Source organism: Zooshikella ganghwensis, from assembly GCF_018263875.1.
In the GTDB taxonomy this organism is placed as follows: domain Bacteria; phylum Pseudomonadota; class Gammaproteobacteria; order Pseudomonadales; family Zooshikellaceae; genus Zooshikella; species Zooshikella ganghwensis.
This window is the reverse complement of the sequence record NZ_JAEVHG010000005.1, coordinates 82,815-103,727: the sequence shown is the minus strand read 5'-3', so window position 1 is coordinate 103,727 and position 20,913 is coordinate 82,815. Positions and strand designations below refer to the sequence as shown.

Genomic DNA, 20,913 nt, shown 5'->3' with positions numbered 1-20,913 from the left:
CACCCGCCAACTTTAATTATCATTGTTAAATGCTCAACTAGGGCCTGTTAACACTGTTTGAATATCACTACCAAGTTGCAGGGGCTTGTGTTGGAAACTGAACAGGTAATACCAGTGGCTGTTCTTGACCATCTTTTACCTGTAGCCCCTGCATGGCTAAAAATAACCTGCTTTCACCTTGAGGCTGTGACTGATCACGATGTTTAATCGGTACCTTAAAAGCTAATAGCACTTCGTCAGCCGCACTTGTTGTATAAGAGCCAAATGCTTGTAACCACTTCAAGAGTGACCATTGTCCAGAGACCGAAAATCGTGCAGTTCGCTCATTAACAATATCCATTGTATTTTGTTTAGGATCTACCAAGGGTAATAAAGAAGACTGTGTTGCCCATGTTAAATCAAGCTGAATAGGATCACCCATCACCCAATGAAGTTGATCATTACCATTTGGGTAGGTTGAGCGCTCTTCACCACTTAATAGTGCCCAGCTAATTAATTGTTCACTCCCAGGAGAGTCTTTTGGTTTAGCACGAAAAGTAAGCTTTAATTTGATACCATTTTGCTGCGGTGTTTGCTCCGCTATATAGGTTTTAAAAAAAGGCAGTACCTTATCAAGCTGCGCCAAAAATGCAGCGACTTTTTTCCAGTTTATGTTTTTATTAAATTTTTCACTTAAGTCAGCGCTACTGAGTATACCTTGTGATGAAAATGAAGAGTTTTGGATAGGTAAATTTTTTAAAATTGATAATGCCTCTTGGCGCTGATCATAAAGAGCTAAAAACTGTTGTATTGCCTCTAGAGAAACATCCTTAGCCGTTGGCTGAGCAAAAGGATAACGCCCAGCTAAAAGACTATTGAAAGCTTGTGCTATTTCACGGTAGTGTTCGTAGGCCAAAGCAAGTTGTTGATTATCACACCACAGCATTGCATGCTGCTCTAACTGCTGATATTGACGAGCAAATAAATCACTAGTGGTGGTTAGAGGGGTATATGATGCTAAGCGCTGACTACAGTTATCCAGCGTTAATTGACTCAGTTGATTTGTAATAAAATGATTGAGTTTACCGACTTCACCTTGGTCATTATTCTGAGCTTGATAGGCTTGCATCTCATTGATGGTATTACGCCAAAACTGTTTTACAGCACCAGCCCCGCTTGTCCCATTATTAGAATCATAAGTGTTATTCAGCACAAATAAATAAGGCGTGGTATAACCAACAATAATTTGGCTGCGCTGCCATTGTTGTTGCAAAAACTCCTGTGTTTTACTTTTGTCCCCTAAGCTATACAACAGCTGACTGGTATCCTTAGGCTGTTGCGAGTTTACTTTTGGTTCGTACAGTTTGCTGGACACCGCCAATAATTTAATGTCCCGTAATTGTGCTAATGCGAAAAGCTGAATACACTGGGACAGCGCTTGTTGCTGTGCAATCAGCTGCACCTGTTGAAATTGCCCCATAATTAATAACAGGGCTGACAATACTTCCTTAAACTGCTGTTCAGTGTTGATAATAAGACGCTCTTGTGCCAAAACAATATTGGTTGTTGAGCTGTCCATCGTATCAGCTAACGTACTGGTCAACTGAGCCTTGCTCAACAGGTGTTCACTAACCCCCTGTAAGTGATCCTTGGCCATAGCTGCATAGAGTGGTAAATCGGCCTGTTGCAATTCCAGTTTGCGACTCACCATAAACTGTTGATATTCCCGTAAAGCCGCAAGCAATAGTTGAAGTGGCTGGGCATTCCACCCCCGTAATGTTGCAGGACACTGCATCTGCTTGGTTGGCTCAATATTAAAATAATCCAGCTCACTGACTGCATAAAAACCAGATACCTCCTCTTTCAAAGGGTCTGCTAAGTAAATCCCCCCCTTAGCATCACTACGAAATAAGTGGCCATAAGGGGAAACTTGCATCGCCAGTAGTTGATGATCAATACGCTGATCACAATGATCAGGCTGAAGACTGGCAGTCAACGGAGAAACAGACAATGGATAACCATAATCTTGCACTAGTGCTTTAACTGGAGGTAACCACTGATTTCTCAGCTGTTCACAGTTATTTTCTTCTAGACCACTGGCAAGCCACTGCTGATCAATCCAGGTTAGCCAGCTAGCTAAACTAATCAGCTGCGACTGGTCTTGAGCAGTATGCTGCCGCAAGTTACGAAGCCAGTCTTCCCCCTGAACCAATGCATCCTGCAAGCTCTGACGCCAACCCACAAAACCTTCACTAATACGCTGACTCACTAGTATCTGCGTAGCTTCATTTACTGAAGGCCACTCTTGGTAAATCACATTAGCTAAGGCGGCACGATGTAAGCCATTTAGTCGCTTAGTACTGATTGGTAGTTGTTCCCCAAACACATAATCTGTGACTTGTTCAAATAAGGGGAATATTTCATCGGTTCGATAGTGATCCGTGAACTCACTGATTTGTCGAAATAACGCTAGGTTTTTCTCAAGCACTTGCCACTTCTGGGTATAGTCTATGAGTGCCTGCTGCACTTCAGCCAAGTGCGTAACCGACTTATCTGCTCCCAGCGTCGGTAATACGTAACCTGATAGCGTATCGATATCATGTTGAAGATGGCACGCCAGGCTCGGAAAAATCACATCGGCAAAGGCTTGCTCTGCAACAAAGCGCGTTGTTTGCTGACCAACACGGTTATCCACCCAAGACAGTGGAATTGCGGCAAACGACATGTGAGTATCCAGCCGGGCCACATGATCAAGCAAGTCAAACACCGTTGTTTTACTAATACACCCATGCTCTCTTTGTGCATTCTGGGTAGGCTGTTGCAAAAGCTTTAGTGAGTAAACAACAGTATCCACTTGCTGCTGGAGTTTTATGGTCGTTACCGTTAATCCTGCAGCCAACAATAGTGCGCCAACAGCAAAGCCCCAGCGCCAACGACGATTTTGCTGATCTCGTTGCCATATCCCTTGATGACTAGGCTGCGCTAAATGCTTTTCAGAAAAGCACTTCTGGCCAAATAAATGGCTAAGAAACCAGATATCACTCCGAATTTCTTTTTGAAACTGACCTTCAGCCGCTACACTCCCACAACAGTAAACCCCTCTGAACAGAAGCCCTTGAGGTGCTTCTGGCTGTCCAAATAACGCTGTAAGCCAACACATCAGTGGTGTTTGTAAACGGTTAAACTGCTCTGCAAATAAAAAAACCTCATCCGCGCTTTCTAGCTCACCACGAGTTGCTCGCTGTAATAAATAATGTTCCAACCCCTGGCGAATTGACGATAAGCCCTCTTCTGCCCATTCCACATTAAAAGGTTCAGCCACTGGATATGGATTTGACCAGCCAACCATTTCACCTTGCTGAGCATCATCCAGCTCCTGCCAAAATAAGGTAAAGCCAGGTAATACATCGGCCTGTGTCAATAACACATAGACGGGTAACTGAAAGCCGAGATTATCCGGTAAGCTGTGTAGTAAATGCTGATAAAGTTTGATTTGCTGGGTTTGCGTTAAGGGGTCATCCATCAACAGCTGTGGGACATCAATAACCACCACCACGCCATCAAGTGGCCGCTCTGATCTCAATACTACTAGATGCCTTAAATGATGCTCCCACACTTCTTTTATAGGCTGGTCAGAGTGAGGAAGAGTAACCAGTACCCCTAGATCAGTTGCCAACCAGTCCCACTGGGTTTGATGAGAAAACCCCCAGCAATCTTCATGGCTTAATAACTGTTGCTGCCGCTGCAATGATGCTAACAGGCTGTGGCGACCGGCTCCGTTATCACCTAACAGTAAAACCCAAGGTAACCAGTAAGCACCTTGACGACGCTGATGCCAACGCCACCACTGCCGCTGCAAGTAAGCTTTAAACTGCTTAAGCCATGACCAGGCTATCACCAGAAACTGACGCCAGTGTTTCTTAGCAGAAGCTAGCGGTAATGGTTGGTAACGTATTGGTTTATCTGCTCGGCGGCCAATAAACCAAGCCATTACCGAAAAAATAATCAGTCCAATTAGCAAAATAATAAAAAACACAACCCATGTGTTCACAATACATCCCTATCCTTGCCTTAATTGTCCACGATTAACCATACTTGGGACGGAGAATACTACCCTGATACAGGGGGCTAGCTAGCAATAATGTGCTGAACACGTTGAATTGAAGCCAGCCAAATTACAGAAGAAATCACCAGGTACGTAGCTGCTCCCGCCCCCATCATAATCCACCAGCGCAACATCGGGCGAAGTTTTGCTAACTGAATATTACCGAGCTGTCCCTGATAAGCCTGGCGAAACAACCGCTCAGCACTCAAACTTACCCCTGCCCCTAAAAAGCGCCCTAACTTTTGCCGATATTGCTCAATAACCGGTGCGCCTTGACTACCACGATATTGCCCTCGAAAACCCAGCTGCAGAGCCATTAGAAATATTGCGGCTAATGAGTGATGCACAGGCTTCTTAAGGCGAATCGATAGTAGTTTATCCAAATAGTGATAAAACCCTTCTCCCCCTGTTGCGCTATTAAATAACTGGGTCTCAAGCAAAAACTCGGTCCAACAGGCTTTTCCTTGCCATTCACATTCCAACAACAGAATTTCATCGGCCAATACTGCCATCACATACTGTGCCATGCGATAAGCTCGCACCTCTCCCTGCGACCCCATACTCTGTAACAGCTCTGCTTGCTGGTGCAGCTGAGCTAATAAGCGATTTTGTACCAATGCGGCTAACTCAACCTCATTAATGGCAAGCGCTTGGTTTTCTTCCAGTAACCAAGTACTAAGCTCACCTTCACGCTGTAATGATTTTAATTGTGCCAGTTGTTGGTAAAACGCAGTAAACAAGCTAACCAGCTGATGATCGCCGTCATTAACATACATTGACATCAGCCAATTCCTTTTGCTCAGGTTTAGTGACTTTCCGTCTTGGTCGGTAGAGGGTAATGGCCGCAGGTCCAGACTCGCTGACCGAGCCTTCAATACACAATGGCTGCTGCTGAGCAATTACAGGTTCCGCCTTATCCTGAAGTGTTATTTGCTGATTTCTTAACAAATACCAACAGCCGTTATCAGTTAACCCCCACTGTGAACACTGGGCAGTTGATAAGCGACGGACTATAGCCCCCGTCAATCTTCGCTGGCGTAAAATGGGCATAATTTTTTCGCTGGCAATACGTGCTGTTTTCAGCCACTCCAACATTTGCCGGCTTGACTGCCCAGGATGTGGTGTTAATTCCAGTAATAAAGGCTCTTGTAAAAGGCGTTCACCCAATATCCGGATAAAGCGACCTGTCGCTTGCTTTTCAAAAGGTAAGGCATCATAGGCCACATTAACTTTACTGATAAGCCTGTCAATTGACTGCAATACAGGGTTAAAAACTGCTGCAATATTATTATGGTCATACTTGGGCAAGCGCATGGGCAGCAGGCTCGCTTCCAGTGGAGACAGTGCCCCTATGACTTCGGCGAGCTTTAAATATAAGGTAAATGGATGAACTTTCCCTGAGCGAACCAGCACTTCGAGTGCCGGAAGCGCTGCCACTAACTGATAAATTGTTGGCCGTTGCTGTGGACTTGCCGTAGCACCATGACCAGGAGTACTCCCTGCTAGCTCAGTAGCCTTTGTCCTGAGTCGTTGCACCAACTGTTGAACTCGATTACTTAAGGCTTGGTCTCCCATCACCAAGCTACTTTCCAAAAACAGCATTGGAGGATGGTAATCGGTAAGCTGCAGCTCGCCGTTATGGCTTGAAGCCACCTCAAAGAGCTTAAGGGTCTCCCACTGCGGAGGTAATGTTTCTCCAGTCTGCAGTGTCAGCTTAGGGCATACCCGATAAATCGCGACTTCCCCTACTCCAGTATTTTCATCCACCACTAACTGCTGAGAGCCGGGAACATAACGCTGTACAGCTTGGCCTTGCCCACCATTTTGCAGGGGCTGAGGAACCGCCAGTTGCACAGTACAACTTGTTCCCATTTTGAGTTGGGTCAGGTCAACGGCTAGTGGAGTTTGTGGCTCATGAGGTGGATATTGCACAAACAGGCCTGAAGGCATCACGGCCTGCAGCTTTTCAACCACTAACTGCCCTTCATGTAAAGCCGCTTGACCTATTTGGCAGTCAACAATCCCCCAGTGATAAGGTTGTTGTAGTGCCCGACTGAACTGTAACATCGCCTGCCAATAGTGATCCTGCTGCTGAAAGTGTTGGGGCGTCAGAAGCATCCCTTCTGCCCATTGAATCTTTTCTGGCAAACGCTGGCTCATATATCACTCCATTGATCTCATTGATGCATCCTGCACTCGTTAAATGATCCAACCTCAGTTCATGGTTTTATCGATGACTTCAATACGATCCGCCTGTAAGCGAATTTGAACCTGCTTTAGCGGAGTGAGGTTGAAAGGGTATTGACCTTGTTCAGTCAGATAGTTAGCAAACCCTACAATATACTGTGCGTCACTGGCACGATCCGGCAAAGTCACCTGTTTAACCTGCTGCCCAGGAGGAATCTGCAATGAAATCCACTCAAACTGCTGTGGGTATTGCTGTTGCCATTGAGCGCGTGCTTGAAACCACTTTGGCCCCGTATCAGGAAGTTGCTTTACCAATTCATTTTCATACACAAATACGATATCAAGTGCAGTAGCTGAGTTTTGATTAGCGGCGGGTTCAGCCACCACAGCTATTTCTTTTACCGCGTTGGGTGATGACCACAGGTTAGTTATTTTTTCTGTCACACCACTACAACCACTAATGGCAACTGTGATTAATCCCCAGCATAAGGTCATTGGCCAACTGCACCTTTTTTTCATCATTATTCATCCCTGTGCCAAACTGGATCTTTCATCTCAAACCTGCCCGTGAATCTAGCTCAATAGCAAGACTTTTACTTGACCAGGTGTCAGTGATAAGCCAATAGCATTAGAAATATAACCATTCTGACCTGTTAAGCTGGTTAGCCGCGTAGCAGGCACCACCCCCACATAGGTTTTGGTGCTGCCCATCAAGTACTGATCTGGCCCAATGATCATGCCTGATACCATTCCTAACTCGACCCCCGCCTCATCTCCCGTACTTACCGTACCTGTAGTTAACAGGTTTTCAGCAAGCCCTGTCCCAAAAAACAGTTGATATTGACTGGGTACATGGGTTGAAGAAAACGCAATATTTAACAACGGAAATGGAACAGGTCCTGGCGCTGGCTCATAGCAAACATCAGGAAATGCAAAATTCATTACACTTAAATTGTTATTGGCAAACACCCTCTGCTTCCTTTTGATTTACCCCATCATAATTCGATCCGCATCGGCTTTGATTTCCTTATCCGCCGTCAGCAGTTGATACTCTCCATGTAGCTTCAGTAAGTGCTTCGCCGTTAAGGTGTAACTGTCTACTTGCTGGACAAAATGCTGAACATGACTGACGGCTGTCTCCCAAGCGGTATAAACCTGGTGTTTTCCTTGAATCAATAGCTGCTCTAAACTGCCCAAATCCACTTGCTGTGCTGCAAAGAGTGTCAGTTTGCTTTTCGCCAAAAGTGCAATCTGCTCCTGCTGCCACTGAACTTGTATTGCTCCAGGCACATTCAATTGCACTGAGTCGCAACGCTCCCGCTGCAAAATATGCACAATAAAACTATCGGCTCCGCTTTGGCTGCCATTCTGGGCCATTGCCACCAGCACATGATCCCCTACCTGCGGGGTAACTAAACAACTTACTGCTTGTTTAACCCGTCGCCCATCAGCTAAACGCCAGGTGCCTTCACGCTCCTGCTGAATCACCTGAAAACACTGCAACTGCCAAACCGGATCTTCAGGTACCATTTGGACCTGAGAAGTAAGTGCTGTCATTGCATACTCCTTATGCTTAAAAACTAATCCATTGGCTTTTGGTCAATTTTTTTCCCAATGAAGAATGGGGCGCTCAGCATCAAGTAGCTTGTCATCCGTTGTTTGCACATAGGTTGCGCGATGCCAAGCGGTTAAGTCCCCTTCAGTGTTATGAATGTGGCTATGATCTAACACGGTACCCAACCAGTGATTATCCGCTAACACTGCATGAGAAAAGTCCGCATAACTGCAGTTAGCACCTCGAAAATCAACCCTATTAACACTGGCAAATCGCCAACAGCTTTTTTCTAAGTTGCTATGCATAAACCGACAAGCAACCAAATCAGCTTTTTGAAAGACGGCACTTTCCATTGTTGCTTCAGAAAAATCGACTTCCTGTAACTGGGCATTTAGCCATAATGAACGCGGCGCAGTGACGCCTTTACAATTCGCTAGCTGCCATTGACTGAAACTCAAATTAGCTTCAGTTAAGTCAGCCCCTGAAGCATTCACTTGGCAAAAGTTTCCCTCTTGCAAATTACATTGCTGGAGACTCACCCCCTGCAAGTCACAACCCTGCCAGTCACCTTGCTTTAACACTGACTGGTTTGCCTGCATCCCCTGTATAATCATGGTTTGCCAGGGTACTGATAACATAGCGGTCTGCTGCAACATGGTATTTCTAAAATCAGCGGCTCTTAGTTCACAGTCCACCAGGCAGGACTGCACCAGTGTTGCCTGCAACCACTGGCTGCCTTGCAGCTTGCATTTAAGCCACACACAGCGCCGCCATAGGCTTTCAGCCCAACAGCTCAACTGTAAGTCACATTCAGAAAAACTCACACCGTGGTAAGTCTCTGTACAGAAAACAGCGGCAGGCAATAAACTGCGAACAAAGCTAACATGGAGCAGCGACACTGACTGCCATCGAGACTCGGTAAAATCACATTCAATAAAAACCGACTTATCCAGCTTACAGTCAACCCACAGACAGCCACGAAATGAGCACTGAATAAAGGTCAGCTGTTCCCATTTACGATTAAACACCGTTTGTCCATCAAAACAGCGCTGCTTGATAGGCAAGCCAAGTTGAACACACTGTTCAATACTTGGCTGGGAGGCATCATTGTCCATGCGCTTTCACTCTACTTATTCCCTTAAGGCTTAATCATTTAAATGAATAGTGCATTTAATCCTTATTTGAGCGTAGCACTTGAACGCTAGCGATACACATCTGTTACTGAGCAGTCTTCCAGCTTGGCATGGGTAAAATCTACTTGGACCAGGCTGGCATTGGTTAGCTCACACTGATACCACCGACTTCCTCGGCAACGGCTTTGCAAAAAGTTAGCACGAGCAAACTCACTGTTTTGTAGCTGAGTATGTCCAAATAAGCAGCGATACCAATGGCTGTCATTGGCCTGACATTGGGATAAATCGCACTGGCTAAAGTCACAATAAGCAAACTGTGCCTGTTTCAGCTGACTCCCCCGTAAAGGGCTTTCGCGCCAACTGCACTGATAGGCCTGAAAACCAGTACCTTGCCAACCGTTACATGTTGCACTGCCACAAAATACCTGCTGCCAATGGGCTTGCTGACAATTTGCATTTTCGGCCTTAACGCCCATGAGTACACACCTGGAAAAGCGTGTCTGCTGCCAGTCAACCTGATTAAACTCAGCCTGATAAGCAATAACCTGATGCCATTGACTCTGTTGCCACGAGGACGCAGTGCCATTTGCCCCAAGTAGTAATACATCCACTAACACCGATGCCTGCCACTGGCTGTTTGGACAAAGCAATGCACGGGCGCGCCAATGTCTGGCTTGTACCTTGCGACAGTCTGCTCTGCTAAAGTCAGCCTGCTCTGCCAGTCCATGGTCAAATACTACGCCCTCAAAGCAAGTGTCCTGGGCATTTACCTGAGACAGGTTTGCATGCTGTAACTGGCTGCCCCTGAAGTTTGCCTGTGCGAGACAGGCCCCTGTAAACACAGCACCTTGAAAATTACCTCCCGCACAATTCACGCCCTGTAGGTTACAGTTCTCAAACAAGGCTTGCTGTGCATCAATACCCTGTAAATCAAGCCCTCGTATGTCTACCCCGGCACAATCCATCCCCTTTAGCGAGCGAGCTTGGCGTAAGTGATTAACAATAAGTTGACGTTTACTTTGCGGATCTAGCTGATCATCCCCCACGATAGCGGTAGGAGAATGAAGCCTTGCCTGGTATTGGCCCTGCTCCGTTTGCTGCTGCCACTGTGCTAGCTGAGCCTGATCAATGGCGGCTGCATGACTCACTTCATGAATAGATGATATAGAAGCTTTACGGGGCTTAGCAGGTTCAGTGCTTTGTTGGTCTGCACTCACCTCTTTCAATGATGTTAAAGCAGCATGGGCACGCTGTTGTTGTTGCTTGGCTTGTGCCTTAAAACTTCCCACCATAGCACGGGTTTGTTTTAGCCACTGATATAAGTCTTGTTTACCTTGTTGCACAGCTTTCCAGCTGGGGGGCGTTATAGTTAACGACGCGGTATCAACGCCAGAAGTAATGGCATCTGCGTCATGCTCACCCGTAGCAGAAGCGCTTACCTTTGACAGAGCTGAGGTATTAAGTGGCCCACCCACTAACTGCTGAACATAGTCCTGCATGGCGGCCTTGTGCTTATCAGCCTTGGCTGTTGTAGATTCTGGCGGGTTATTATCAGGCCTCGAGTCTGTGCTGGACGGTGAGCTCGGAACATCTAGCTCTGAGGGCACTAACAATGACTCATTCATTCTCCGGCATACTTGCTCTTCAAGGCTTTGTCCGGCCGTTTCCAGCAACGGCTGATAATGTTGATAAGGGCGAACAGGCTCAGCAGTATGCTCATAGGCCAGTAAAACCTGCTTAATATCTTCAGCATCAGGGTGATTTAGCGGGCAAGTCCCTCGATAAACTGCAACGCCTAGGCCTGCATCAGGAATAAACCAAATCGTATCCAGGTTCATAGCAAGTTCATGAATTTCGCTGCTTGCAGTATCCTGAGCCTGCTGCCGTACCCAACTCCGTACCCGAAATGCTGGAAGCTTCCCTTCAATGACCGAAAGTGATGGATGTAGATTCGCTAACCTGAATGACTCACCTCCTTGCCAGAAACCTTGCTTTAACTGCTGATCTACTGGTGCACGACTCCCTAAACGTGGGTCTGCGTTGGCGGCTAAACCCGGGAAGTTCTGCTTTACCCATTGTTGATCGTAGCTACCTGCCCAACGTTGTCGTTGCGGCCAGCTTAAATCAAGTGGTGCATAAGACACAGGTTCATAATGCTCCCAGGGTTTGGTCACTGGCGTATCAGGGTCTTCAATATTAGGCAGCTTAACTTGAGCAGGTCCTTTCCAGCGTGATTGCGAAGCAGCCATAAAACCAATCCCTAATGGATTATCTTTATAAGCTTTGCCACCGAAGCTATGGGTATAGTCAAGTGACTGCCGTTGAAAAAGGTTCGGCTCAGTAAATACTACTTGCCCTGCCAGGTTGTAATGCCATTGTCGGTCACCCAGAACTCGAAGGTTCTTCACCAGGGGGCCGACCTGAACCCCCACAACTAAATCTGTAACAGGGTTATTAGGCGCATAAGCATGCCCCATGAGTAACCATTCTCCTACTGGTTTAGTCAGTAGCTCATCAGGAGGGCACTGCTTAGGCAGATGCTTAAGCCAGTTAGGCCACCCCTGTTGTTCAGATAAAAAATGTATGCATGGCGTAAGCAGTGGAAAAAAACCGATGACTGCCAATATCCACTGATCCTGTTGCTGAATGCGTAGCGGTTTATGCAGCAAGCTTAATGAATGAGGCTTAATGACTTGCATAACATCATCACTCACATAATCAGTTTTATCGCCGACAACAGCGAAATTTCGGTACCAATAATTTCTGTTTTCACCAAGTCTGGGCTGGTCTGAAAACGCACACCACTCGCCACCACATCAACAACAGCAATGGTATCCTTAACTGAAACACTATTAGACGATGTCACCACACTGACATCATTACTCACCCCCGTCACATTCACTTGTGTGCTTTCCCCTACCACACTCACTCGCGTTGAAGTCCCTGTGACACCTACATCCGTACTACTGCCAATGACATTGGTATTTGTGCTCGCCCCCACCACGGAGGTATTTACACTGGCCCCAGTGATATTGGTTGCCACGCTACTCCCTACTGTCGTTTCACTGACACTGACCCCTGTCGTGTTAACCGCAGTACTACTCCCCACCACATTGGCGCTGTAGGTGAGTCCTATGGCTGAAGACGTCATACTGACCCCCGTCACAGTACCTTGGGTTGCACTGCCAATGACATTAGCACTGGTTGTGGTACCAATAGCGGAGGTACTGGACTGGGTACTGGCGGTCATTGAGCTACTGACCTGGTTCATGGTCTGTGTTGAGTCACTCAGGCCATCCACTTGGTGAGTGCTGATGGAGTCACCTTTAATCAACGAGTCCTGTATATTATCTTCTTTGATCGTACTTTTAGATTCGACAGATCCCAAGGTTGACTCACTGTAACTCAACCCTTTGACGGTAGAGTAACTATGGGTGTCTTTAAGTATTTCACTATGCTGTTCCGTTTCACCTATAGTGCTGTAACTCAAAGACTTATTTTGAATGGTGCTGTGACTTTCGGTATCCACCATCAGCTGTTCACTGTAAGAGCTATCTATCTCACTATGACTCCAGCTTTTTTGGCCATAATGCTCACTGTAAGTACAGCCCCATGACTTGCTTCTACTCAGCAAACCCTGTTTACCCTCTTCTGCCGTAGCGTAACTGAAGCTGGCTCCCTGTGAGTAGCTGCTATCCCGGTACTGCCCAGAATCATAGGCTTCCTGAACAATACCAATCGCTTCACTCAAACAAACCTGCGATAACTTGCCAAAGCGAATACTTTGACTGTCACCATATTGAGTACTGTATTGACTGCCAACATGAGTGGATGCAGTCCAACCAGAGGGGGTCACCACTTTAGTGCCATTGTTTTGTACAATACTTTGAATTTCAGGCAGCTCAGAGTCATCATTGGCCCGCGTCACGACCACCGTAGCCCCCACTTCTGGAATATTTTGCATATGAGCGGCCAGCTTGACCCAACAGGGTTCTGACTGAGTGCCTTGTACGCTGAACTGCACAAAGACTCCTTTAGCTTGCAGCACCGAGTCAGCGCTGTTTCGGTCTCGACATTGCTGTAGTTCCAGATCAAAGACTGCAGGTGCATAATATTTCCACTCTCCCGCACTGACTGCTGAACCACCGCCACCATGGTCAACCACTGTCGCCAACACACTGCCCTGATGTGTTTCTTGAATGGAAAATGCCGTAATTAACCCCTGCGGCTCAGTTGCTTTGAAGGTATTTTGATACTGCCCATCAATACTCACTTGGTGAGAGACTTCTGTAATAACAAAGGTTTGTCCCGCCAGGGAGGGCTGAATGGGATTAGGGGTGTGACTTTCACCCTGCTGATCAGCCAAAGAAAATTTATAACCTGCTTGCAGGGCGGGACTCTGGCTACCACCAGAAAACTCCGTGGCAGAAGCGTTAATCATTTGCTGCTGGGTATCGGCCTCATGCTGAGCTTCTTGATCACTGCATCCATATTGATAGATTTTATAAACGTAAAACGGTAGTGTTCCCTCAGCCGTGTCACTCTTACCTTGATAGGACTGTGTATTGGCGACGGTATCTGCCTCCCAGGCAGCCTGCTGGCGAGTTTGCGTAGCCGCGACACTACTGGATACCATGTGCTGCTGATAATGGTAATGGGTTACAACATCATCTTCATGCTGTGCTGGCAAGTGGCTATAGGTATAGCGTAATTTGGGCTGCTCAGGTAAAGCCCATGGATAGTCAGTACTATTGCTGAAAATAACCTCATCCACCCAAGGCTGGTGCTGGTAATAGAAAAAAATATGCGCCTTTCTGATAATTCGCTGAATAAAAGCTAAGGCTGTCTCCCCCGCCTGAAACCAATCCTGAACTCTGGTTAATGCAGGATTACTACTTCCGGTAATACCCATCATGGAATACGTAATACCAAATTGTTTGAGCACCTTCGCGATGACATCTCGTAGAGACAGTTGAGGATAAATTTGATAGCCATTGGTTAACGTTAACTGCCAGAGTGAAGGGCGCATGACCAGCTGATAACTACCAGGTTGCTCCATAGCCATACTAGCAACTATGCCACTGCGTAAGACCATGCCTGGTACTGACGAGCCCGCCAGGGCCGCTTTAAAATCTTGTGGGGTGGAGCCCAGCTTCGGATAAACAATGCCGATGGTTATCGGTTGCCCCAGTAAGGCGTCAAAGGTCAAGGTGGAGCCGCTGGCATCAGTGTTTCCTCGCAAGCTAAGCTGGAACTGGAATAAGTCACCGACCTTTTCCTGGCCTTGCAACTGCACCAAGCGCAATGTTTCATCCCCAACCCACTCACCACTTTGCAGCTTAACGGCCCAATATAGGACCACCTCTTGATAGCCATGCTGCTGCAGTTGTGTTTGTCCAATTGTGCTCATGATGCCTCCCTGCTAGGACTATCAACCATCATCTAGTCTCAATCTTCATCACCATCACACTTATTATCCACTTGGTATAACCAGAATCGTGACGGCACCATTGCTTTGGCTTGTGGCTTGTTTCGATCTCGTTTTTTCTTCAACGATGAAGCTGCTAGCCAGGCGGTATGACTGAGGCGTAATCCATGAAACAGTGGCTGCTGCTGTGGGTGAGAGAGTGTACTGTCTGGCGCAGTATCTTCAGCCAGAGAGAGTACCAGCCAACAATTTAGCCCACCGCCTGTCAGTACCAGTAACCAGTGTCGTAACGTTTCATTACGTTGCTCACCCGGTAGCAGACGACAGAAATGAGTGTATGGCAGTGGCCCAATTTCAAGCTGAATAGCCCCCTGCTGACGCCAGTAATACCGGCCAATAAAACTGTTTGCTGTTAATGTCTGCCCCATATATAAGCGCTCATTGGCAGGTATTGTCAGCCAGCAGCCATGCAGGGGCTGTATTGATACTGGCGCTTTCACCAAAGCAGCGATTATTCGTCGCCAACTGTCAGAGTTACTGCGTTGCATTAGCCGCAGGCCAGCCAAACCAAGCAGTTGCCGTGCTGCTAGCCCTTTCACCTGTTTTACATCACACCAGCCAGCCAATCTTGCGAGACTTTTCCCTACTGTTGACTGCACGGGAGGCAGGTTATTTAACCCAGGTACACAGTGTGATTTAACCGCCCAGCGTAACCAATGCAAGCGTTGTTGCAGCAGATCCAGAAAGTCACTGGTAACCTGATGTCCCTGGAGCTGCCGTCGCCAAATGGCATCCCAAAATAAGTTTGGTAGCGGTCCATGGCTGCCAGCCAAGCTAAAGTTGTTGACTCGAATATGCCAGCCTGGCTGTTCAGTGCGCGGCTTAATAAACTCAATTTCACTGGCTGGAAAAGCCGGTGAGTAGCCCCCCGAAAAGTAAAGGCTATGATGCTTTTCTTTTTCATCGGTTGGTTTATCGTCATGCACTCCTCCTTGCCAAGTGAGCAACCTCACTAACTGATAGAAGTTAATCAGTAGAGGCTGTTGCTGCCACAGTGATACTAGAGGATGAGTTGTTCGCCAACCTGAGCTGGCCAGCGTTTCCATAGGCCTTTCCGTTGCTTACTGTGTAACACTAATGACACAAAATGATTGCTGCTCACATAACGGGCAAGTACATGCTGCAATATCTCACCCAATAACAAGGGACTGCCTTGACCAAACTGGGTTTCATTAACAGTCATGGTCAGCTCTATCCCTTGACAAAATCCCCGCCATAACTCGTTTCCCATCCGCTGTACAGCGGATTTACCCTTAATACTTTGAATGCTGGTTATCTGCTTACGGTTAGCTTCCCCTCTCATTCCGCCATGTAACAGCAATAGCTGACAAAGATTGGCTAACAATGATTCGCTATCATGCAAAGATAAGTGCAGGTTATTCACCTGGGCCAGAAGTAACCAAGGTGTCTGAGATAACAGTGGTGGTGGATGGTAAGCTGTGGGTGACATCAATAACGTAAGGTGATTAACCGGTCCTGCCCCTTCCAGCTGTAATGCATCCCCCTGTCGAAGCTGCTCTGGTAAAGTCCGATTGGTACTCCACACTGATCCACTTAAGGTATCCGCCACAGGGTTGGTCAATGATAAACTTGGATCTAATAAGCTAATCCATAACTCAGTACCTGGAATATCGGGTCGTTGACTTAGCTCTCGCCGACAAAGATAAAAGTAATCATCGTCTTCTACTTGCCAAATATCACTCAGCTCAAAATATGACTCTACTTTACGGACCGGCTGTCCAGGGCGAAATGCTTCCAAATGAATTGGTTTAACCACTTCACAGTAAGAATGATGGGAATAATCAGCTACCAGCCGATACTCGTAATGATGATGATCCATTCGCAATGGATCCAAGTGTTGTTTAAATAAATTCACCAAAGGTACACAGTTTAGCTTCAGCGATTCTTCCGTTAAATGCAGCTGCTCTGGTAATACTGTGTCACTCAATAGTAATAATTGAAACTGGTCAGTGGCACCGGCTAACTCCAAGCCTTTAATATCGAATAATAAAAAGCGCTCAGGAAAAGCAAAATACTCTTGCAATAAGCGATACCCCGAAAAAGACGTTGGCTCATCTAACAACAATGCCTCTTCATCTGAAAAACCACAGCCTACTAACGATGCTGCTGATAATTTACGCCATGAACTCTCTTCATTCACTTTTATCCATATCGATACAATATGCTCATGCAATAGCTCATAAAGCTTAAACTGCTGAGTTGTATTTCCTGCTAAATAAAAACGTAATTGTGAAAGTGGCAGTGTCTGAACTGGATCTTCGCCCATATTGACAAAGGTAACATGTACACCACCTACGACATCTGCCGTAATAACTTCAGCTGGTAAACCCGCCAAAGGAGACCAGTTGATTTGCTTAATATCCAGTGGCCATAAAGGGGTATCACACGCCACTTGGAAACGACAACGAACTTGATCCCCTCGCCGCTGTTCAGTTTCAATAAAGACATTTCTACCACGAGCCAATTGCCATCCTGCTCGAAAGTTAGCGCCATCAGGTTGAATATTAACCTGAGCCATCACCATAGCAGGTAAAGGAGAGACTAAATGAGGATATAACTGATCTAATAAAACGGCAGGCAATAGGTTACGATCAACATCCAGTCGATAATTCAATCGCCCTGTTAAATACGCAACCCCTTGTAATAACATTTCCACATGAGGATCTGCTGATACACCCGCACTTAGGCCAAGTGCTTGTGCATATTCAGGGTGCGCTTTTGCAAACTCAACACCATCACGCCGCAAATGCTGTATTTCACGATAGAAATAATCAGCCAGCGGGTGCGAATCCCCCCAACTCATGCTACTCCCCCTTGAGTGCACTGGCAGGCAAAGAAAACTGCACTGGAATAGTTTGAGACTGCCAAACAAGCTGTGCATTTATGCAAATCGTAAACGGATTTAATGGGTCACTTTGGTCCGTTAAACTAATTTCGACATCTTGTAAACGTGGCTCAAACGTTAAAATTATTTTTTTTATACGATCCGCTATTACCTGTAACTGACTGCGATGGTTTGTGGCTAAATCCGCCACCGAAGGTAGCCCCAAATGTAAAATATCGATTGGAGCATTAACCGATGTTTTCACTGTTACAGGTACAACACTCAGTAAACGTGTTATATTTTCAACGACCAGTTCCAAAACATCTTCTTTGCTAAGTTCTCCCAATACGTCCAGTCTTTCTAATAAATAACGCATGTGTTGCGTTTATTTCCTTTATTATATTATTTGTATACCCTTCACGAATAATTTCTAGGTTTTGTTATCTTCACTCCTCACCCCAATCACCTATTAATATAAGCTCATGGGGCTTCGTCACTCCATAGCCACACCCTTGTGCCCTTGGGGTATAAAAACCATTCGTATCGGGTATATTAACTTGTAAATTGACCAATAACCCGGTTGCGAGCCAAACTCCATCCAGAAGACTTTTTACCTGCTCGGGTTGTATCCGCATTTTGCACAGTAAAGTCCCACAATATTTCGGTAAAATTCAGCTTAAACTGTTCCGTTGGCATGTCATCTGGATGGGACTGAAATTGTATTTCACTGATAATGGCATCCCTAATCGTGAAGGTCATTATATTTGCGGTTTTATCCCCTGAATTCCGGCAAATATAAATTTTTGTGGGTTGGTCAGTGCCTTTGCCCAGAGGTTCTGCACGTAAACAATATTCGTAAAATTTAACTGAGGTTTTATCAACATACTTAACACAGGTAAATTCGGTAATAATGGGTCTGCCCGATGTGCGTGCAGAATTACTCACATCTGTTGTGACTTGTTGTTTCATCCCCTGATGGACAGATACTAATTCAATACACTGACCAAAATTCAATATCTCATCCCGATCAACAGGGTCAATCAAACTACCTCCTGTTGTCCAACTATTATCATCACCACCAAAAACTTCCTTATTCCCTGGCTCTAATAAAATCAAATCCATGACATCATTCCTATTTTAATTGAAACCTCACTGATACCATCTCCATCTGCTGACATACCCTTGTTGTAAGGTATATCTCAGATTATGCAGGCAAGTCCGCGACCAATCGAATTGAGGTCGTTAGCTCTTCTAGCTGGAAATGAGGTTTAATAAAAACGGTTGCTCGATAAGCACCAGGTTTTCCAGGTACATCAGTAACTTGAATCTGCGCAGCACGTAAAGGATAAGCTGCTTTTACTTCTTGCGAGGCATCATCATCAAGTAGAATATATTGAGATATCCAATTATTTAAAAATTGCTCTACATTAGCCCGCGTCATAAATTTGCCCACTTTGTCACGCATTATCACTTTAATAAAATGCGCAAAGCGGGATGCACATAAAACATAGGGCAACATAGCGGATATCTGCGCATTTGCATTCGCTTCATCCGAAATATATTTTTTGGGTTTATTCGTCGTTTGTCCACCAAAAAAAGCGGCTTTATTTGATCCTTTACAATGACAAATTGCCATAAACCCTAAGTCATTTAATTCTTTTTCTCGACGATCGGTAATCGCTACCTGGGTAGGACACATCATAGCGATATCACCTTCATCTGTTTTGTATTTATAGGTTGGCAAACCACTGATTACACCACCACCTTCTACTCCTCGAATAGCCGCTACCCAACCATATAAAGCGAATGCATTAGTAATTCGTTCTGCTAACATATAGGCAGGATTACCCCACAAAAACATTTTATAGTTTTTACTTGAGACAATTTCTTCAAAAGGTAGGCCATCGACAGGCTGTGTATCCATACCATAAGGTAATCGCAATAACACATTCGGTAACGTTAAAGATACATAGCGAGAGTCTTCTGTTTCTCTAAACGTTCGCCAACCATCCATTTCAACACTTTCAAAAATTTTGGCAAGATCACGAGGCCGTCCGAGCGCAGTAAACGTATCGAGGTCAAACAACTGGGCACTTGCTGCTGCAATAAAGGGAGCATGAGCGGCCGCCGCAATGCTCGACATTTTAATCAATAGTTCAATATCCTGAGGATGCCGTCCAAACTCGTAGTCACCCACCAATAAACTATAAGGGTACCCCCCATAAGTGCCATACTCTGCTTCGTAAATCATTTTAAAAATGGCACTCTGATCAAACTCTACCGCTTTTTCCAAGTCTTTTAGCAAATCATGCTTACTGATATTGAGTACTTTTAATTTTAATAATTGACCTGTTTCCGTATGTGAAACAAGGTAATATAAACCCCGCCAAGTGGCTTCTAACTGCTGGAAAGGTGGATAGTGAAGAATCAGATTTAATTGACGTCCCAGTACATCATCCAACTTAGCAATACTATCGTCAATCAGTAACGCAGTCGATGCGCCCTTAGCACTTACTGCATCTAATACTGACACTATACTTTGTACAAACTGTCCTAATAATAATAAAACATGGGATCGTTGTTGCTCATTTAACAACATATAATCCCGAGACAGTAATTTATTCAGTGTGTCATTCGTTTCTACAGCCGACCACTCTTCTACGGTTTTACCATTGAATGCCGCTAATAAATCATCCTTGACTTTAGTCGCATCATCAGATGGTGATTCAGAGACCATGTCATCTAATAACTGAGTCAATGCATCACTTGACTCCAGCTTTGCTTGCATATCTCGCAATCGACAACGCTGCTCATATATTTCATTTAACTTAGGGATTTTTTTTACAACCGATAAGGGGTCAAAGTCTTCTAACTGATTTAATAACAAATCACCTGATAGCTTTCCTTGCCCGTCAACTTCATTGGCAATCGCTGACAATTTGACCCTTGGGGCGGAGGCGGCTAACACATAGTCAAAGTTATCCCGGTCAATATCGACCATCTTCCGTACTTTAACTGGTGGTAATGGCTCTACAGGGTCTCCTGTTAGATCTGCAAAGATACCCACGATAAAAGGCAACTCTCGTTGCTCAATGGCACCACCTGTTTCAACATCATAGGTAATTTTAACACGAGGTGGTCTTACCCTGTTCAGCTTTTCCTGCACGCTTCCTAACATGAGGCACTCCGTCGTGGTTTATTCCTTTATATAAATTGCTGTCAACATTTCATCAGTTTTTAATAAAAATGACAGATTTAAGGGTGATCTGCTTTAATTGAAAATCCACCTAGTTATAATTTTTATACTTGTTTGCTATAACGATGTTAGATAGTGTAGAGCATAAAATCAAAGTACGAATAATACTTCATATGACTTTTTTATTGCTTAAGGGCCCTCGGATAAAGGTATTTTCTGAAGCCCTTTTACCCAAAGTCTGCATAACGCCCATCGAACACGCCGTAAATCCGTCCATGGAAGCTTGGTTGCCGCATCCTTGCGGCAAACAGTTCGACGTTCGTTACCCAGCCTTTGCCTTAGTAAGTCATACGTCAGAGGATCACAAAATTACACGGGATGATTAACCTTAGGAAGGATTGTTGCATTATCATGATAATGCAACA

The 20,913-nt window shown here is 45.5% G+C and carries 14 protein-coding genes; all 14 read right to left on the bottom strand.

The features are described 5' to 3' along the window. Positions 1-67 precede the first annotated feature (67 nt). A complete protein-coding gene (locus KHS79_RS09580) occupies positions 68-4,030 on the bottom strand; it encodes a type VI secretion system protein (RefSeq protein ID WP_212718549.1) in 3,963 nt (1,320 codons plus the stop codon). A 77-nt stretch (positions 4,031-4,107) separates the two neighbouring features. Continuing rightward, the gene (locus KHS79_RS09575) at positions 4,108-4,866 is read right to left on the bottom strand and encodes a DotU family type IV/VI secretion system protein (protein WP_212718548.1); all 759 of its coding nucleotides are present in this window, start codon (positions 4,864-4,866) and stop codon (positions 4,108-4,110) included. Beyond that, entirely contained in the window at positions 4,850-6,244 is a 1,395-nt protein-coding gene (gene tssK / locus KHS79_RS09570) for a type VI secretion system baseplate subunit TssK (RefSeq protein ID WP_212718547.1), read from the bottom strand. The genes KHS79_RS09575 and tssK overlap by 17 nt, the downstream gene beginning before the upstream one ends. Positions 6,245-6,298: 54 nt before the next feature. Next, positions 6,299-6,793 carry a hypothetical protein gene (locus tag KHS79_RS09565; protein ID WP_094787071.1) on the bottom strand — a complete coding sequence of 165 codons (495 nt, stop codon included), beginning with the start codon at positions 6,791-6,793 and terminating at the stop codon, positions 6,299-6,301. Between the two features lie 51 nt (positions 6,794-6,844). Further along, positions 6,845-7,240, bottom strand: coding sequence for a DUF4150 domain-containing protein (locus KHS79_RS09560; protein WP_094787070.1), 396 nt, complete (start codon positions 7,238-7,240; stop codon positions 6,845-6,847). A gap of 18 nt (positions 7,241-7,258) precedes the next feature. After that, positions 7,259-7,828 carry a DUF3540 domain-containing protein gene (locus tag KHS79_RS09555; RefSeq protein WP_212718546.1) on the bottom strand — a complete coding sequence of 190 codons (570 nt, stop codon included), beginning with the start codon at positions 7,826-7,828 and terminating at the stop codon, positions 7,259-7,261. Between the two features lie 42 nt (positions 7,829-7,870). Next, positions 7,871-8,941, bottom strand: coding sequence for a pentapeptide repeat-containing protein (locus KHS79_RS09550; protein WP_212718545.1), 1,071 nt, complete (start codon positions 8,939-8,941; stop codon positions 7,871-7,873). Positions 8,942-9,027: 86 nt separating this feature from the next. After that, positions 9,028-11,673, bottom strand: a complete 2,646-nt coding sequence (locus KHS79_RS09545) for a DUF2169 family type VI secretion system accessory protein (RefSeq protein ID WP_212718544.1) — start codon at positions 11,671-11,673, stop codon at positions 9,028-9,030. Then, positions 11,670-14,369 (bottom strand): contractile injection system protein, VgrG/Pvc8 family, encoded by a 2,700-nt coding sequence (locus tag KHS79_RS09540; RefSeq protein ID WP_212718543.1) that lies wholly within the window; start codon positions 14,367-14,369, stop codon positions 11,670-11,672. Before KHS79_RS09540 ends, KHS79_RS09545 begins: the two co-directional genes overlap by 4 nt. Positions 14,370-14,407: 38 nt before the next feature. Further along, positions 14,408-15,493, bottom strand: coding sequence for a type VI secretion system baseplate subunit TssG (gene tssG, locus KHS79_RS09535; protein ID WP_212718541.1), 1,086 nt, complete (start codon positions 15,491-15,493; stop codon positions 14,408-14,410). Next, entirely contained in the window at positions 15,448-17,271 is a 1,824-nt protein-coding gene (tssF, locus tag KHS79_RS09530) for a type VI secretion system baseplate subunit TssF (protein WP_165773369.1), read from the bottom strand. The genes tssG and tssF overlap by 46 nt, the downstream gene beginning before the upstream one ends. Before the next feature lies 1 nt (position 17,272). Next, a complete protein-coding gene (locus KHS79_RS09525) occupies positions 17,273-17,668 on the bottom strand; it encodes a GPW/gp25 family protein (protein WP_027706629.1) in 396 nt (131 codons plus the stop codon). A 176-nt stretch (positions 17,669-17,844) separates the two neighbouring features. Then, positions 17,845-18,414 (bottom strand): Hcp family type VI secretion system effector, encoded by a 570-nt coding sequence (locus KHS79_RS09520; protein WP_027706630.1) that lies wholly within the window; start codon positions 18,412-18,414, stop codon positions 17,845-17,847. Positions 18,415-18,496: 82 nt separating this feature from the next. Continuing rightward, the gene (tssC, locus tag KHS79_RS09515; protein WP_212718539.1) at positions 18,497-20,470 is read right to left on the bottom strand and encodes a type VI secretion system contractile sheath large subunit; all 1,974 of its coding nucleotides are present in this window, start codon (positions 20,468-20,470) and stop codon (positions 18,497-18,499) included. Positions 20,471-20,913: the final 443 nt, after the last annotated feature.